This is a genomic window from Bacillus sp. cl95, assembly GCF_900115925.1.
Taxonomy (GTDB): domain Bacteria; phylum Bacillota; class Bacilli; order Bacillales; family Cytobacillaceae; genus Neobacillus_A.
Map to the genome: position 1 here is coordinate 150,207 of NZ_FOYF01000006.1, position 16,483 is coordinate 166,689.

General features: G+C 38.8%; 16 protein-coding genes. 3 read left to right on the forward strand and 13 right to left on the reverse strand.

What is annotated here, in order from left to right:
- From gndA to BMZ31_RS16445, 6 genes are all read right to left on the reverse strand, one after another.
- On the reverse strand, positions 1-1,413 hold the full coding sequence (gndA, locus tag BMZ31_RS16420; RefSeq protein ID WP_090833016.1) for an NADP-dependent phosphogluconate dehydrogenase: 1,413 nt from the start codon (positions 1,411-1,413) through the stop codon (positions 1-3).
- A 344-nt stretch (positions 1,414-1,757) separates the two neighbouring features.
- Positions 1,758-2,426, reverse strand: coding sequence for a beta-phosphoglucomutase (pgmB, locus tag BMZ31_RS16425; protein WP_090833017.1), 669 nt, complete (start codon positions 2,424-2,426; stop codon positions 1,758-1,760).
- Positions 2,427-2,440: 14 nt separating this feature from the next.
- Positions 2,441-4,741, reverse strand: coding sequence for a glycoside hydrolase family 65 protein (locus BMZ31_RS16430; RefSeq protein ID WP_139205968.1), 2,301 nt, complete (start codon positions 4,739-4,741; stop codon positions 2,441-2,443).
- 522 nt (positions 4,742-5,263) lie between these two features.
- Positions 5,264-5,815, reverse strand: coding sequence for a superoxide dismutase family protein (locus BMZ31_RS16435; protein WP_090833165.1), 552 nt, complete (start codon positions 5,813-5,815; stop codon positions 5,264-5,266).
- Positions 5,816-5,907: 92 nt separating this feature from the next.
- Positions 5,908-6,117 (reverse strand): hypothetical protein, encoded by a 210-nt coding sequence (locus BMZ31_RS16440; protein WP_090833019.1) that lies wholly within the window; start codon positions 6,115-6,117, stop codon positions 5,908-5,910.
- 178 nt (positions 6,118-6,295) lie between these two features.
- Positions 6,296-7,018 (reverse strand): peptidylprolyl isomerase, encoded by a 723-nt coding sequence (locus BMZ31_RS16445; protein WP_090833166.1) that lies wholly within the window; start codon positions 7,016-7,018, stop codon positions 6,296-6,298.
- Between the two features lie 170 nt (positions 7,019-7,188).
- On the opposite strand from BMZ31_RS16445, the gene BMZ31_RS16450 reads away from it, so the two are divergent.
- The gene (locus tag BMZ31_RS16450; RefSeq protein WP_090833020.1) at positions 7,189-7,569 is read left to right on the forward strand and encodes a kinase-associated lipoprotein KapB; all 381 of its coding nucleotides are present in this window, start codon (positions 7,189-7,191) and stop codon (positions 7,567-7,569) included.
- A gap of 45 nt (positions 7,570-7,614) precedes the next feature.
- Here BMZ31_RS16450 and kapD read toward each other — a convergent pair whose 3' ends face one another.
- Entirely contained in the window at positions 7,615-8,235 is a 621-nt protein-coding gene (gene kapD, locus BMZ31_RS16455; RefSeq protein ID WP_090833021.1) for a 3'-5' exonuclease KapD, read from the reverse strand.
- A gap of 309 nt (positions 8,236-8,544) precedes the next feature.
- Between kapD and BMZ31_RS16460 the strand changes: the two genes are divergently transcribed.
- Positions 8,545-10,410 (forward strand): transglycosylase domain-containing protein, encoded by a 1,866-nt coding sequence (locus BMZ31_RS16460; RefSeq protein ID WP_090833022.1) that lies wholly within the window; start codon positions 8,545-8,547, stop codon positions 10,408-10,410.
- Positions 10,411-10,472: 62 nt separating this feature from the next.
- On the opposite strand, the gene BMZ31_RS16465 is transcribed toward BMZ31_RS16460, so the two are convergent.
- The 3 genes from BMZ31_RS16465 to BMZ31_RS16475 all read right to left on the reverse strand — a co-directional run bounded on the left by BMZ31_RS16465 (position 10,473) and on the right by BMZ31_RS16475 (position 12,787).
- The gene (locus BMZ31_RS16465; RefSeq protein ID WP_090833023.1) at positions 10,473-11,030 is read right to left on the reverse strand and encodes a DUF5366 family protein; all 558 of its coding nucleotides are present in this window, start codon (positions 11,028-11,030) and stop codon (positions 10,473-10,475) included.
- Between the two features lie 51 nt (positions 11,031-11,081).
- Positions 11,082-12,236, reverse strand: a complete 1,155-nt coding sequence (locus BMZ31_RS16470; protein ID WP_090833024.1) for a cation:proton antiporter — start codon at positions 12,234-12,236, stop codon at positions 11,082-11,084.
- Positions 12,237-12,403: 167 nt separating this feature from the next.
- Positions 12,404-12,787 carry a hotdog fold thioesterase gene (locus tag BMZ31_RS16475; protein WP_090833025.1) on the reverse strand — a complete coding sequence of 128 codons (384 nt, stop codon included), beginning with the start codon at positions 12,785-12,787 and terminating at the stop codon, positions 12,404-12,406.
- A gap of 274 nt (positions 12,788-13,061) precedes the next feature.
- Between BMZ31_RS16475 and BMZ31_RS16480 the strand changes: the two genes are divergently transcribed.
- Positions 13,062-13,517, forward strand: coding sequence for a YuzC family spore coat inner layer protein (locus BMZ31_RS16480; protein ID WP_090833026.1), 456 nt, complete (start codon positions 13,062-13,064; stop codon positions 13,515-13,517).
- A 100-nt stretch (positions 13,518-13,617) separates the two neighbouring features.
- On the opposite strand, the gene BMZ31_RS16485 is transcribed toward BMZ31_RS16480, so the two are convergent.
- From BMZ31_RS16485 to BMZ31_RS16495, 3 genes are all read right to left on the reverse strand, one after another.
- Positions 13,618-15,126, reverse strand: coding sequence for a leucyl aminopeptidase (locus BMZ31_RS16485; RefSeq protein WP_090833027.1), 1,509 nt, complete (start codon positions 15,124-15,126; stop codon positions 13,618-13,620).
- 60 nt (positions 15,127-15,186) lie between these two features.
- Positions 15,187-15,567, reverse strand: coding sequence for a DUF309 domain-containing protein (locus BMZ31_RS16490; RefSeq protein ID WP_090833167.1), 381 nt, complete (start codon positions 15,565-15,567; stop codon positions 15,187-15,189).
- Between the two features lie 84 nt (positions 15,568-15,651).
- Entirely contained in the window at positions 15,652-16,377 is a 726-nt protein-coding gene (locus BMZ31_RS16495; RefSeq protein ID WP_090833028.1) for a 3D domain-containing protein, read from the reverse strand.
- Between the last annotated feature and the right edge of the window lie 106 nt (positions 16,378-16,483).

Sequence of the window (16,483 nt, forward strand, 5' to 3'; positions counted from 1 at the left end):
TTATTTCTTCAGCCATTCAGTGTGGAAAGTGCCTTCTTTATCAATACGTTGATATGTGTGTGCACCAAAATAATCTCTTTGCGCTTGCAGAAGGTTAGCAGGCAATGTTTCTGAACGGTAGCTGTCATAGTAAGCAAGTGCGCTTGCTAGTCCAGGAACTGGCACTCCAGAAATGATTGCTGTTGCTACTACTTCTCGAGCTGCTTCTTGATAGCTTTCAACAATTTCCTTGAAGTAAGAATCTAATAACAGATTGTCAAGAGCTGGGTTGCGGTCATAAGCTGTTTTGATATTTTGAAGGAAGCCTGCACGAATAATGCAGCCGCCTCTGAAAATCATCGCGATTTCACCTGGCTTCAAGTCCCATCCATTCTCTTTAGAAGCATGTTGAAGTTGAGCAAACCCTTGTGCATAAGAACAAATCTTGCTCAAATATAAAGCTTTACGGATTTTTTCAATCCACTCTTCTTTATTGCCAGAGAAAGGTTTATGGCTTGGGCCGTTAAGAACCTTACTTGCTTTCACGCGTTCTTCTTTCATTGCTGACAAGAATCTTGTGAAAACAGATTCAGTGATAATGGATAATGGTACACCCAGATCAAGCGCACTCTTGCTCGTCCATTTTCCTGTACCCTTTTGTCCAGCTGTATCGAGGATCATGTCAACAAGCGGCTTTCCTGTTTCTTCATCGACAACAGTAAAAATATCCGCTGTGATTTCAATAAGGTAGCTATCAAGTTCACCTTTATTCCACTCACTGAAGATTTCATGTAACTCTTGAGCGCTTAAGTCCATGCTGTCCTTCATGAGGTGGTATGCTTCGCAAATCAATTGCATGTCACCGTATTCAATCCCGTTATGGACCATTTTCACATAGTGCCCCGCTCCATCGGGACCAATATATGTACAACATGGATCGCCATTTACTTTTGCAGAAATAGCTGTCAGCATGTGCTCAACTTGATCGTACGCTTCTTTTTGTCCACTAGGCATGATAGCTGGACCTGTTAAGGCACCTTCTTCACCACCGGATACACCTGCTCCAATAAAGTGAATTCCTTCGCTTTCAAGTCGTTTATTTCGACGAATCGTTTCTTCATAGTAGCTGTTTCCTCCATCAATTAAGATATCGCCCTTTTCAAGATGAGGAAGCAACGAATCGATCGCTTTGTCTGTGATTGGTCCTGCGTTGACCATGATCAGGATTTTGCGTGGCACTTCCAATGAAGTGACAAATTCTTTTACATCGCTCGTTCCTTTTAGCTTCTTCCCTGGATTTTCTTCTATAATTTCATTTACTTTTTCAGCGGAAATGTCAAAAAGTGATACACCGAATCCTCTGCTTTCGAAATTGAGAGCAAGACTTTTCCCCATTACTCCGACACCCACTACACCAATTTGCTGTTTTTCCATCCTAATCATCCTTTCCAAAAGAGCATAAGCACCCACTATTGGTAGCCATTGCCGACAGTAATCTTTGTTTAAATGCAAACTTCATTGCAAGTTCACCTTAGTTTTCCTTAATACGCACAGAATTTTCATTAGCATATCAACATTCTTTACCCCAATAATCAATTTTGACTCTATCAAAAGTGGTCAAAGAAGAACTAAGATTATTTAAATCACAATAAAAAATATTTCATATAAATCTATAATAATTCAAAAAAAATTTCATAGCAACAATCTTCAATCTTAGTATTCCAAAAATGCAAAAAAAAAAGCAGTCCGACTTTTGCCAGACTACCCTTTACACTTTATTATTTTTCGTATGCATCTAAAATTCGATCAAGTGAAAGTTCCTTTGTGCTTCCGTATACGATGTCAGCTTTATTTAAGGAATCCACACTACCGACTCCAACCGCAAACATGCCTGCTCCTTTTATGGAGTCAACTCCAGCGGCTGCATCTTCAATTCCAATGCACGCTGTCGGTTCTACATTGAGCATTTCGGCCGCTTTTAGAAAAATTTCCGGATCTGGCTTTCCATTCTTAATTTTCGCCGCATCCACAATAATATCGAACTGGGAAGTCAACCCCAATTTATCCATAACACTAAAAGCATTCTTACTAACAGAAGCAAGACCTAATTTGTAGCCTCTACTCTTAATATCAGCGATTAATTTCTCTATCCCAATCAAGATATCATTTGGAGAAATTCCTTCAATCAAGCGTACATAATGGTCGTTCTTGCTAGCTGCCAACGCTTCCTTTTTCGCTTGCGTGAAATCATTTTGCTTATTGCCTAGTGACAATATTTTTTCGAGTGAATCCATTCTGGAAACGCCCTTCAACTCTTCATTGAATTCACGTGTAAATGGTACACCGATCTCTTCACCGAGAGCTTTCCATGCCAAATAATGATATTCGGCTGTGTCCGTGATAACACCATCCAGGTCAAAAATGAATGCTTGTAGTGGTTTACTCAAGTTGTAGCCTCCTCTTAATGGCGTACTTCCACAGGCACAGTCAATTTTCCATTTTGCAGAAGCGTAACTTCTTTGCCGTAAAGCTTCATGGATAATGCAGGACCTTCCTGTGTTAGTGTAACCTCATCTTTATTGACTTCAATTGTAATCATGTGATCTCTGTATACAATCTTAAATGAGTAGCGGTCCCATGCTTTTGGAATGAATGGAGCAAATGAAAGCTCTTCGTTAGCGGATCTCATTCCAGCAAACCCTTGGACAATGGAAAGCCAAGCGCCAGTCATACTCGTGATGTGAAGACCATCTTCCGTATCATTATTATAATTATCAAGATCTAATCTTGCTGTACGGTTATACATTTCATATGCCTTTTCTTCCATGCCAAGTTCTGCAGCAAGAATGGAGTGAATACATGGCGACAATGATGATTCATGTACAGTCATTGGCTCATAAAATTCAAAGTTCTTACGCTTTTCTTCCATCGAAAACTCATGATTTAGGAAGTATAGTCCTTGAAGTACGTCGGCTTGCTTAATGAAACAACTGCGCAAAATACGATCCCAAGACCATTTTTGGTTAATTGGACGATTTTCTACTCCCAATTCATCAACCGTCATTAATTCCTTATCAAGGAAAGTATCATGTTGAACATATACATCCAGTTCTTCATCATATGGGAAGTACATTTTATTAATTATGTCCTGCCATTTCGAAGTTTCTTCACTATTAATCGCTAGTCCCTCTACACGGTCACCATGGCCGTTTGCCTTAAGTGCTTCGATGACTTCAAGCGTATATCTTAGTGTCCATGTTGCAATCAAGTTCGTGTACCAGTTGTTATTCACATTATTTTCGTATTCGTTTGGCCCTGTTACGCCATGCATCATATACTGGTCCTTCTTCTTGTTGTAATGAACACGATCTGCCCAGAAACGTGAAATACCTGTTAGGACATCTATTCCGTATTCATGAAGGTAATTCTTATCACCAGTGTAATTAACATAATTATAAACCGCATAAGCAATGGCTCCGTTACGGTGGATTTCTTCAAAAGTGATTTCCCACTCATTATGACATTCAACACCAGTAAAAGTTACCATCGGATAAAGCGCACCCTTTAAACCTTGTTGTTTAGCATTGTGATAGGCTCCATCCAATTGATTGTGACGGTAAACACAAAGATTTCGTGCTACTTCAGGTGAAGCCGTTGATAAGTATAATGGGATTGCATAAGCTTCAGTATCCCAATAGGTCGCACCACCGTACTTTTCCCCAGTGAAACCTTTCGGTCCAATATTTAATCGAGCATCTTCTCCGTAATACGTACTGAACAGTTGGAAAAGATTGAAACGAATGCCTTGCTGTGCTTCGTCGTCCCCGCTTATCTCAATATCTGCCATTTCCCAACGCTTCAACCATCCATTGCTGTGTTCATTTAGAAGTTGTTCAAAGCCTTTCTCTGAGCTTCTTTCTAATACTTCTTTGCCTTTGTTAGTCAGTTCATTTGTTAGATAGTCACGGTCCGTTGTAACTGCCACGTATTTAACAAGATTAACCGCTTTTCCTTGGCTAGCCTTCACAACCACTTTATTTTCAACATATTCGTTCTTTGAAGTTGCTTCAACGCTAACTACCTCGCCACCTACTTCAACTTTCATCGATGTAGCAACTTGGAAAGTCGGTGTACCAAAAGGATTATCCTTTGTTTTCATCACAAGGCTTGCATGGTATTCTGTTGCTTCCTTGCTGATTTCCGTCCAGAAATCCTCATCGTAGTTAGAGTCTTCGTTACGAATATCTCCATCCAAGTAAGGAATGAACGTAATCTCGCCATCGTAATTCTTCGGCGTTACGGTATATTGAATTGCCGCAAGCTCTTTATCCGTTACAGAAAGAAAGCGCACCACTTTAACATCCGTTTCCTTTTCCCCGTGCGTAACAGTGAACGTACGAGTTAGAACACCATGCTGCATATCAAGTTCGCGATAATATTCTCTTACATCATTTTTGAAAAGATCGATTTCTTCTCCATCTACCAACACACGGATTCCTATGAAGTTGGTTGAATTGATTACTTTGCCAAAGTATTCTGGATAACCATTTTTCCACCAGCCAACACGTGTTTTGTCCGGGAACCATACACCAGCCACATACGAGCCGCGATGAAAATCTCCAGAATAGGATTCTTCAAAGTTCCCTCTCATACCCATGTGCCCGTTACCAAGGCTTGTCATACTTTCTGCTAAACGAAAATCCTCTTTATGAAGTTCATTCTCTACTATCTTCCAACTGTTAACTTCAAATAATCTTTTCATGATTTTCATCCTTTATTTTCGATTTTTCCAAACATTTACCGATTTGTGCAACCGCTTTCCCAAAATCAGAAAAAAAATTACCTTTCGGTCAATATGAATCTATTATAAATTCATTTAAGTAATATAATAACGCCTATTTAAGAACATTTTAGGGCAATTTGAGTATATCAAAAAATAAAAGCGTTTGCACTAATTACTATCAGAAAAGCGATGGGCTTTGAAAATCTAAGAAAGTCATAAGATGAACCACCAAATCATCTGCAAAAAATATAAGCCTATTTCACAAACATATTAGCAATCTTTTCATTAACTATCTAAGATGAGCAAAGATCCCACGGCTATTCTTTGAAATCCCGCGAACTTGGAACGTAATCCCGTGCGAATACCCTATAATTACGCGTGACTGAATTTTGAGAAAAGCAATCAAATATTAACCTCCCCACTTTCTTTGCTTTGGGGCAGGTGTTAGAATGGTTTAACTTCTCATCCCAAAACAAAAGACTGCTTTTAAAAGCAGTCTCATCACTTTTCATCCTGAGCTTTTTTCTGGTCTTTTTTATCTTTATTCTTGGATATTTCTCCACAAGCAACTCGATTTCCAGAGTTTCCTGCTGGCTGGGTCATACCGTCATCCTTTTTTTCATGTACGATGATGGAAGTTCCATCCTTCGTGAAAAGGGACGTTTTTCCTTCCTTCAGGGATACCTGCGCTGCCATAAATTCTCCTTTTGCCTTTCCATCTTCTCCTACGATTAGATTTGGCAAATCACCTGCATGTGGACCTTTCGGGTGCAGTAAGCCATGTTCTTTATTGTCTGCATCGAAATGGTTGCCAGCAGATTTAAAATCAGGCGGTTCACACTTACCGGCATTATGGATATGTATGGCATGCTCCCCTGGTTCAAGTCCTGACAAATCGTACTCCAATTTCACTCCACTCGCTTGTTGAGTAAGTTTTATTTTTCCTAGGGAATCCCCTGCAGGGTTGAACATATCAACATTGACGTTCTTGATCTCTTCCTCCAAACATCCCGATAATAACAGCATCGGAATGATGATCCAGCTCTTTTTCATCATAAAAGTATCCTCCAAAAGACAATTTGTGATTATTTTTGCCCAACCAACATTCACATATACAAATGGGTACAAAAAAAGAACAGCTAAAATTAGCTGTTCTTTTCATCATTTTGTTTCTGCATGATTCTTTCTTCAAATTCCTTTGCTTTTTCTGCGTCCCTTTTTGAGATTTTTATGATGAATCTCATTGTTAGGACTGCTGCTACAAAGAAAATGGAAAAAGTAATCGCGGCTGGGATATACTCAGTTTTATCTTCTGGAAAATATAAAAATAAGGATAGAATGTACCATTCAATCATCTCATTCTCCCCTTTCTAACATTATTGAAGGCTGTTTTCGCATTGATTATTGCTTTTACGAAAAATGAAACAACACGTATAGATTCTTTTTTCTTGCTCTTTTCCTCAATATGAAATTCTAGACGCTAAATTACTACTGGTTTCATTATAGAAAAAAACAAAGTTTACGAAAAGAGCCTTATTGAAGTACTTTGATTTTCTTGATGATGACATCTTTTTTCGGCTTGTCATTTGTTACTGTTTCTGAATTAGCAATCTTGTCGACGATATCCATTCCTTCAATGACTTGTCCAAATACCGTGTGTTTGAAATCAAGCCATGGTGTTCCACCGTTTTCCACATAAGCATTAACAAGTTCTTTCGGATATCCTGCTGTTTCCAACTGTTCTTTCATACCTTCTTCAATATTACTATTTTGAACGATAAAGAATTGGCTTCCATTTGTATTAGGGCCAGAGTTTGCCATGGATAATGCTCCACGAAGGTTAACCAATTTCTTTGAGAACTCGTCTTCGAATGCAGGTCCGTAGATACTTTCTCCCCCAGTTCCATTTCCTTGAGGGTCTCCGCCTTGAATCATGAAGTCTTTAATGACCCGATGAAAAATCAAACCGTCATAATATCCTTCTTCACTATGCTTAATGAAGTTTTCAACCGTTTTTGGAGCTTCAACAGGAAACAACTTAATTTTAATGTTTCCTTCAGAGGTTTGCATTTCAACCAATCTTTCATTCTTTGCCACTTCTGAAAATAGTTGCGGGAACCCTTCCACGTTACTACCCGTAGTTTGTTCTGTTTTAGATTCAGTCTTTTTTCCAGAAGTTGTGTCCTGCTTGTCCTTTGTTGTGCCACACGCTGACAACAATAGCATGACAGCTAGAATCATTACGTATTTTCTCATTTTCACAAAAAATACCTCCCAATCACCCTTCTCTACCGTATAACGGAGAGTTTTCTTTTACTTTACATGAAAATGTATTCATTTGCACATGGTTTTTGGGACACCAATCCTTCATAATAATGAATAACAATATAGGTTTGGTTCATTACGTAAATAAAGGAGCGATTCTTATGACAGAATTCCAAATAGGGGATAAGGTTACGGCTATTTATAAAACGGGAAAATATATCGGGGAGATTACAGATATTCGTCCTCAGACTTATTTAGTCAGAGTATTAGCGGTGGCCCAACATCCAATGCAGGGAGATTTACATAATCCGAAGGAAGCAGAGGTCTCTTTTTTTCATGAGCGTCGTGCACTGGCGTTTAGAGAACAAACGAACGTACCAAAACAAATGGTAAAACCTTTTGATGGAGAGATGCCTGAATACAAAGATTCATTACGTGAAGCAGTGGATCATATTAAGATCGAGTTATCCGCTACATCCACGGAATGGGCAGAAAGAAGCTTACAATCTATATATTCACTTGAAAAAGATTATTTTAAATAAGGGCTTGTGTATATAAAGGGGGCTTTGACGGATCCTCAGCCCCTTTTATGCTAGCTCGTTTAATAACTTCGTAAAATCTATTCGATCACCGATTGTTGTAGGCTTGGGTTTTTCTAAATACTTTTTGTCCTTCTCAACAAGACGGAAAATATTGAAAGTCGTCAACGCATCGTCAAGTGCACGATGATGCTTGCCAGTCCCCTCTTTTCCATACTCTTGAACAGCTTTCCATAGGCCTGTTTGATTTTGGTCTCCAAAGAAACGCTTATATTCCATAGACAAGTCAATTTCCTTCGCTTGAAAAGGAAAATCTACACCGGCCTGCAAGCAATTTTGCCGCAATACCCTCATGTCCATGTTTCCCCACGTAATGACTGTATTTTCAAAGCCATTGTTGTATTCTTTCATTTTGTCAACGAGTTCTAGAAATGTGATCCCACTATCCACTTGCTGCTGAGTGATATGTAGGAATGATTTACAGCGGTCTGAAAGTTTTGGAAATGCAACTGGGATGACAAACGAGGAGAATTCTTCTTGGATCACATCATCAACGACTGATACCATTCCCGCTTCAATAATTTCCGGGAAAAAGTTTTTATTGCGGCCATTTCTCTCAGGCATTGTAAATTCAAAATCTATAAACAAATAATGCTTTGGTTTTTTCATCGAAATATCTTCTCTCCTTTCCTCTCACCTGTTGTTAATAATATATTAATAAACCTGTACAAATAACTGTGCTACTTATCTATTTATTTTATTATTTCTCTTATTATAGCATGAATGTTAGCGGATTTTTTTAAATTTTTCCACAATAAACGATTTCAAAAAACCCTCAAGTAATAGACTATCCATCCGATAATAAGAAAAACGAAATCGCCTTGCCTTCAACCCTCATAAACTTAAATCTAAGCGCACAAGACCACAATTACAACAATACGAATTTTAACCTAAAGAAGATAAGGAATACAAAATACGATGAAAAATGTAAGAACTACTTTTGGTTTTATGATGACTTTTGCCCTTCTGCCTTTCTTTGCCCTTCTTGTTTCATTAACTGCGGTTCAGGCAGGACAGGTAAAGGACATTCACGAATTTCTTGACGAAGAAGTAAAACTGGATACTTTTGAACTTTCACAAACGAGTTTGATTTTTGATCATAAAGATCAAATTGTAACTGAATTATCTCTACCTGAAAACCGTATTAACCTTGATTCAGAAGAAATTCCGGAGTTTATAAAGAACTTATTCATCATTTCAGAGGATCATCAGTTTTATGAACATCCAGGGTTTGATTTAGTTTCAATGGGACGAGCTCTTTCAATCAATCTTCAAAACCAACAAATTGATCAAGGAGCCAGTACCATTACGCAACAGCTTGTTCGCAATCTATATCTAAATCATGAACGGACATACAATCGAAAGTTAAGTGAGGTATTGTATGCATACCAACTTGAACGATCACTTTCTAAAGAAAAAATACTCGAGCTTTACATAAATGCTATTTATTTTCAAAACGGAGCATATGGAGTCGAAGCAGCCTCACAAACCTATTTTCAAAAAAGCGTAAATAGCCTTAGCCGTGCTGAACAAGCATTCCTATGTGCTATACCAAATAATCCTTCTCTATATGACCCTTTGAAAAACTTTGAAGCAACTAAAACACGCCAAGAAAGATTAATAGACCAACTGCAGAATGAAGGATATGTTTCACCCGAAGAATCTACCGCCATGAAGAGTGAGTATATCCAACTAAACCCAAAACAAAAACGTGATTTATTTCCGGAATACACAACTTATGCAGAGGCAGAACTTAAAATGCTTATTTCAGAAAAAGAGGGTTTTCACGACCAACTCTTGATCTCTACAAGCGATGAACAAAAACAAAAGGTCCTCCGTAATCTGGATAAACGTTACAAAGAGGTTTTAGCATCAGGGATTAAAATATACACCGCACTTGAACCGGACGTGCAAGTTAAAGCTTCCGATGCGTTAAGAAAACATTTGAATGATGATGGAATTCAGGGATCGAGTGCTGTCATTCGACAGCAGCGTCATCAGCTCATCGCCCTTACCGCAGGAAAAGATTATCACAAATACGACTTTCATCGAGGATATCAAGCCTACCGCCAGCCTGGTTCAGCAATTAAGCCTCTGCTTGTCTACGCTCCTTATATTGAAAGAACACATGCAGATTTATCAAAGCGAATCAGCGGTGCTGCTTTTTGTAAAAATGGCTTCTGCCCTGAAAACTACGGACATTCTACGTATGGAAACGTGACGATTGAGAATGCGTTTATTCATTCATATAACACACCGGCGGTTAGGATGTTAAATGAAATTGGAGTGGAGGCGGGCTTCACTGATCTGGAAAAATTCAATTTTAAGAAAGTGACTGAAGCTGATTACGGATTGTCTGCCGCTATCGGAGGTTTCACTACAGGAATGACGCCTCTTGAAATGGCATCGGCTTACACGACATTCGGAAATAATGGCCAATATCAGCCGGCTCGAGCTATTAGGAAAGTGACCAATCTGAAGGGTGAACTTCTATACGAATGGAATGACAAGCCTATAAAAATATGGAGTGACACGACAAACGTTAAAATGCGCACTTTACTTAGCAAAACGATACAGTCAGGTACCGCCAAAAAAGCAGCTGTTCCTCATCCTTATGCAGGTGGAAAAACGGGAACAACGAACGATTATAAAGATTTTTGGTTCGTTGGTTTAACAGATCAACTGACAGCAAGTGTTTGGGTCGGTAAAGATCGCCCCGAAAACATGAAACCTATCGAAAGCAAAGCCCCACACCTTCTCATTTGGAGGGATATTGTACGATAAAATTTCTGTTTAAATAATGAAAAAAGGATGACACCAAAATTAAATCGGTGATCATCCTTTTTTTAAATAGGCAAGCTTGCGATGACGCTGTTATACACTTTAAGAACTAAGTAAAGCATCCCTAAAATGAGTGTAGACCATACCATCACTTGGAAAAAGATCATTCCGATCAAACCTGACATCGTAATCTTTATGCTGACAGCAAATACAAAGTAGATAAAATAAATCAGTGTCGTTAGTGCAAAAATTGCGCCAATACCGACAAAGCTATTGACACTAAACAAAGAGACAAGTCCACCAATCAAATAAATGATAGGTCCTTTCCTTACTTTCTTTAAACTCTCACCGTCATCGTCACGCGAGAAAAAGAGGAGTGAAAGCTCATTCAATGTATCCGCAATGACCTTTAGAGTAGCAAATAGCATAAAAAATAACATTACAAGAAGAATAAGCAGCGAAAGTTTCATAGAACTGTCGGTAAAAAACTCAAGCATTCCTTCATATATGCCCGTTTCTTTTAAAAAACCAAGCAGTACAAACTCTGAACGGATAGCAAGCGCCAATCCAAATAATATCATGGATAAGAGCGGGAAGTAGCTCGTTAAATATGTGTTCTTCATTTCTTGTTTCTCCTAAGTCTTGATGAGAACAGTATGAAGGAAATTTATTACCTAGACAACCTTAGACTGCCTAATTTCATTTTGAGGCTTAAAAAACATCTTCATCATTGGTGGTGTAACGATGGTTGTAACTAAGACCACTACTACAATAACAGCAAACATATCTTGATTTAGCAATTTTTCATCTAGTCCAATCCCAGCAATGATTAATGCAACCTCACCACGCGATACCATCGCAGAACCGATTCCCAGTGAGCTGTTCCATGAAAAACCCGAAAACTTCGCTGCAAGAGAAGCTCCGATTAATTTCGTAAGAATAGCTAACACACTGAGTATTAGTACCAGACCGATATTTTCGACAACACCACTAAAACCAACCGCAACTCCAATAGAAGTAAAGAAAACAGGTACGAAAATGGAATAACTTATCGTTTCCACTTTTTCAAAAACAACATGCCTATGATCAGTCAAGCTAATCGCAATGCCGGCAATATAGGCACCAATGATTGCTGCAACCCCCGCGTAATCAGCTAAATATGCAAATACAAAGCAAATAATCAAGGCCGAAGAAATAACAGATTCTGTTACTCTAAGTGGTGCGAACAATTTTAGAAACCAAGGAACTGCTTTCCAGCTTACCAAAATGGCACCTGCAAAGAAAATTACCTTCTTAAGTACTACTATGCCAAGATTCACTTCTCCACCGGCGAAACTCATCAAGAATGCTAATGCTAATATGACAAGAATGTCATCAATAACAGCGGCTCCTAATATGGTCGATCCTTCTCTCGATTTTAAATAATTCATTTCTTTCAAAGCTTGAACGGAAATGCTTACACTTGTGGCTGACAAGAGTAAACCTAAAAAACAAGCCTGAATTTGACTCATATCAAGAACGATACCCGTACCGTATCCAATAAAAAGAGGTACCATAATTCCCCCTACACCGACAAAAGATGCCGCCTTGCCTGTACGCTTAAATTCGTCAAGGTCCGTTTCTAACCCCGCAATGAACATAAGTAAGATTACGCCGATTTCACTAAATTCCTTTAACGTTTCAGTTTCTGTCACGAGCCCCAGGACTGATGGCCCAAGAACTATTCCTATTAACAATTTCCCAAGAACTGAGGGTTGACCAAGTCTCACACTTATCTCCCCTGCAATTTTTGAAGCAAATAAAATCAATGCCAATTGAAGAATCAACATCAAATGACCACCCCTCTTATTTATGTTTCGTATCTAGAAGAAAAAAATACAAAAGCCCGCCACCATTAGGACATAGTTATCCCATAGTGACAGGCTCCTCCAAAAATACGTTTATACTGTTTCCAACATTATAACATAAATAGTCGAGTAACGGTCCTTTTAAACTTTTATTTCCTTTTTATAACAGCCATTGTGCAACGCGAAACACATACAAGGCGTTCCTGCTCATCGAAAATCTTAATATCCCATACCATTGTTGTCCTGCCTTGGTGTAGTACCGTAGCCTCTGCTCTTACTATGCCATCCTTCACTGCCCTAATATGGTTGGCATTGATTTCAAGACCTGCAACTGATTCTGTTTCCTGATCAACAAGGTGAAAAGCACCAACGCTTGCCACTGTTTCAGCAAGAGCAACAGATGCCCCGCCATGCAGCACTCCAAATGGCTGACGTGTGCGACTGTCGACTGGCATAGTTGCAACTACCTTACCTTTTTCAAGGACAGTAATTTCAATCCCTAGCGCTTCAATCATCGTACCCTTTAATTCCATCTTTTTCTCCTCCTTTTATGTAAAACATTCTATTTTTAGATTCATCATTCTTAACTGCTACTAATGGATGTCCTGTTATAAGGACGAATGAATTAAGTTTTTGGTCCAGTCACTTCCCCTTTTTTCAGGTTAACGCTGGCACCTTACAAATTCTACATGTCTAGTCCTTTTTCCTTTTTTAATTGTACTTTCTCAATGTGGCGGTCTATAGAAGAATGGCTTTGCATAAAATGAACCGTCTCACAGTTAAGAAAGTATAGAGGGGGAGCTGTCCATGAATATGAACTACTGGAACCCTTACATAAATCACTCAAACAAATCCATCACATACCCTACTGGAATAGGTATTCCTCAAACTTACTATCCAACCGGATATCAGTATCCCTATAGTTATCAGTCCTATTCCCAAACTTCATTTGTGCCACCAAGAAATTACCCACCTATCAACTCGAAAACATTTATGACTGCTGGAAAGCAAATGGATCAGCTTCTTTCTGATGCGAGGTTACTCTCATCAACAATTGCTCAATCAAAGGAGTTTGCCGACTCCCTGATGCGCTTTGCCCAAGAATCAAAAACAGATCGTATAAATCAAATCGTTAGAAAAACTGGCATTAAGCACACTCCAGTTATTACCTACGATCCTGACGGCATCCATTTTGATTTCAGGTATACTCCTACACCAGAAAACAACTGTTGCAGACTTATCCTAAATTTCCGCTGGTCATAAACCAGAAAAGCGGAATCCATGCAACTTCCTATAGTCATAATGCTAAATGCACGAAAATCACAAAAGCTTCAGGACATTATCCTGAAGCTTTTCATTTAGATTACTTTTCTGGTGTTTCAAAACGCTCCACAAAAATCGCGAGTGTCCTTGTCATTGCCCCAGTCGCACCTGATGGTCCAAGGTCAGAGTCCTTACTAGCTGTCGCAGTTCCTGCAATATCAAGATGTACCCATGGTGTATCCTCGGCAAATTCTCCAATAAAAGCGCCTGCCATGATGGCGTGACCATCTCTTCCAGGAGAGTTATTAAGGTCAGCAATTTTGCTTCCTCTCACTCTTTCCTTATCCTTTTCGAAAATAGGCAATTGCCATACAGGTTCACCCGCTTCAAATGATGCTTCCAGAACTTGCTCAAATAGTTGTTCATTGTTTGTCATTGCACCTGTTGTATCATTTCCTAAAGCAATGATTACTCCACCTGTTAATGTTGCTACATCCACAAGATAATTCGCACCATGATGCTTTGCGTAGGTTACAGCGTCTGCCAGAACAAGTCGGCCTTCCGCATCAGTATTGAGAACTTCGATGGTCTTCCCACTCAGAGAAGTAATCACATCGTCAGGCTTAAATGCATTTCCACTAATCATGTTATCTGTAGCTGGAATGACTGCAATTACGTTTTGTTCAGGCTTAAGTTCTCCGATGATTTCCATTGCTCCCAATACCGCAGCAGCCCCGCCCATATCAGTCTTCATCCCGACAATGCCGTCTTTTGGCTTGATCGAATAACCACCTGTATCAAATGTAATCCCTTTACCTACTAAACCAATTATATCTTCCCATTGTTCTTTTCCTTGATATTTTAAAACGATCATTTTTGGTGGCTCAGTTGATCCTTGGTTAACCGCAAGGAATGCTCCCATACCCAACTTTTCTAGATCTTCTTTTTCAAGAATCTCAATTTCAAAATCGTACGTAGCAGCCAATTCTTTTGCATAATCAGCCATTGCCGTAGCAGTCAAAATGTTTCCAGGAATATTTACAAGCGTTCTCGCAGAATTTGTTGCATTTCCATATACGTAACCAACATTTAAGGAAGCTTTGATTTCATCCTGATCAAGGCTGCCACTATATACATTGACTTCTTTCATGTTCTTCTCTGGCTCATTTGATTTTTGTTTATATCCTTCAAACTTATATGTAGATAATGAAAGCGCCTCACCTAAGGCATGAGCAGCATCAATTTCTTCCACTTTCTCACTGACAAAGGTGTCCAATAAAACTGCTGTTTCTTCTTGTTTCTCAGCCTTTAGTTGCTTAAACAGCTTCCCAAAAGCCTCGCGTCCCTTTTCGAAAGTAAAATCCTTTTCTTTCCCCAATCCTACAAACCAAATTCTCTTAGAACCAATTTTCCCGAAACTATGTACTTTAGAAATAGCTTTATATTTACCAGAAATATCTCCGCTTTTCATTAGATTTTGAAGGTGTCCCTCGAATAGACTATCTAATTCGTTTAAAATTCCCTCAAGTTTTGAATTCTTGTCGAAAAGTCCGATTACAATGTTTTCATGTTCATTTGAAAAAAGAATTTCATTTTTTAATACAAACATTCTTATTCCCCCAAAGTTTTTAATTATATTATAACGAAAAAGTGCCTATATTTCGAATTTCTACTCTTCTTCCATATATAGGTGCAATACCGGGAAGGATGGAAGATTACTCACTTCTTCAAAAAGCACCTTATCAATATCCGGAGGTATCAGTTTTAAACATGTCTCAATAAAAACATATACTTTCTCCAAATTGAGACTCCAATGAGTAGGGCGATATTTTTGTAAATAATTATGAGCTGTTTGCATCATCGTCCGTGCGCCCTTTATATTGCCATATTCATAATGATAAATGGCTACACTCATTTGAAGCAGGCCTTTAAGAAACAGATTGTCTTTTTCAGACATCCACATTTCTTCTAAGAGGTCATGGCATGTGTAATAGTCTCCTTCATTAAACTTTACAAAAAACTCATAGTACTCAAGCGGGTAATCTCCCACTGCCATTCTCTTCACCCTCCCTTGTTCTATTTATTTTAGCAAACCTAAGGAAATTAACACAAAAAAAACAGGCCTAAGCCTGTTTTAACGGCTTTCAGAGCCTGTATATTGCTGACGGAATACTTGCATCGATTCATTTTCATTCAATAGTGTTAATTCTTCTTCTGACAAATCTCCGTCACCCATCTCAACTACGTAAACATCGACAGTCTTTTTCCCCCATTGATTGAATACATCCTTAACAGTATCAAAATAGAGATCAAGCTCGTTTCCCTTAATGGCTCCGCCTTTATCAGCGACCACTCCGAAACCGTAGTCAGGGATAAAAAGAACTGTTCCAATTGGGAATACATTCAGGTCAGCTGCTACTGTCGAATATAAATCACGCTTTACCTTTACTCCTGAGTATGTAATGGCATATGCGGGATGATTTTTATCCTTACCAGTGGATTCAACCCCCGCTGTGTAGCCTGTAGCCACAACGGTCTTTTTCGGATATTGTGACCAGTTGATTTGTTCTTCTAAGCTTTTCGGCTCCGCTGCGACTGCATGACTTGCGGAAATAAGCGTTTCCTCTTGCGCAGCTCTTTTGATTTTCTTAAGTGCGATTCCAATGCTTTTAAGTTTATGAGAAAAATAAGAAGCTTTTCGTTCATCTTTGTTACTCTTCGTCTCATTTTGGTGATACGTTCCACCTTGTACGAGTGATTTAGCCTCTACTCCAGAGATTGATTGAAAGGTCGTCATTAATGCCATCAGAAACAAACATGTCATGGCAAAACGCCTTGTCCAAATTTTTAAAGTAAGCATTCTATCTATCACTCCTCCCAAGAGTATTAATTTCCCAAGCTACAGAGAAATATTCATACTTTCGGGAAAAAAATAAAAAAAGATTCAAAAAATGGAAATTTTCTTA

Bases quoted from the DNA above. Each gene is read 5' to 3' on its own strand.
- gndA (WP_090833016.1), bottom strand. From the start codon at position 1,413: ATGGAAAAACAGCAAATTGGTGTAGTGGGTGTCGGAGTAATGGGGAAA.
- BMZ31_RS16430 (WP_139205968.1), bottom strand. From the start codon at position 4,741: ATGAAAAGATTATTTGAAGTTAACAGTTGGAAGATAGTAGAGAATGAA.
- BMZ31_RS16435 (WP_090833165.1), bottom strand. From the start codon at position 5,815: ATGAAAAAGAGCTGGATCATCATTCCGATGCTGTTATTATCGGGATGT.
- BMZ31_RS16440 (WP_090833019.1), bottom strand. From the start codon at position 6,117: ATGATTGAATGGTACATTCTATCCTTATTTTTATATTTTCCAGAAGAT.
- BMZ31_RS16445 (WP_090833166.1), bottom strand. From the start codon at position 7,018: ATGAGAAAATACGTAATGATTCTAGCTGTCATGCTATTGTTGTCAGCG.
- BMZ31_RS16450 (WP_090833020.1), top strand. From the start codon at position 7,189: ATGACAGAATTCCAAATAGGGGATAAGGTTACGGCTATTTATAAAACG.
- kapD (WP_090833021.1), bottom strand. From the start codon at position 8,235: ATGAAAAAACCAAAGCATTATTTGTTTATAGATTTTGAATTTACAATG.
- BMZ31_RS16460 (WP_090833022.1), top strand. From the start codon at position 8,545: ATGAAAAATGTAAGAACTACTTTTGGTTTTATGATGACTTTTGCCCTT.
- BMZ31_RS16465 (WP_090833023.1), bottom strand. From the start codon at position 11,030: ATGAAGAACACATATTTAACGAGCTACTTCCCGCTCTTATCCATGATA.
- BMZ31_RS16470 (WP_090833024.1), bottom strand. From the start codon at position 12,236: ATGTTGATTCTTCAATTGGCATTGATTTTATTTGCTTCAAAAATTGCA.
- BMZ31_RS16475 (WP_090833025.1), bottom strand. From the start codon at position 12,787: ATGGAATTAAAGGGTACGATGATTGAAGCGCTAGGGATTGAAATTACT.
- BMZ31_RS16480 (WP_090833026.1), top strand. From the start codon at position 13,062: ATGAATATGAACTACTGGAACCCTTACATAAATCACTCAAACAAATCC.
- BMZ31_RS16485 (WP_090833027.1), bottom strand. From the start codon at position 15,126: ATGTTTGTATTAAAAAATGAAATTCTTTTTTCAAATGAACATGAAAAC.
- BMZ31_RS16495 (WP_090833028.1), bottom strand. From the start codon at position 16,377: ATGCTTACTTTAAAAATTTGGACAAGGCGTTTTGCCATGACATGTTTG.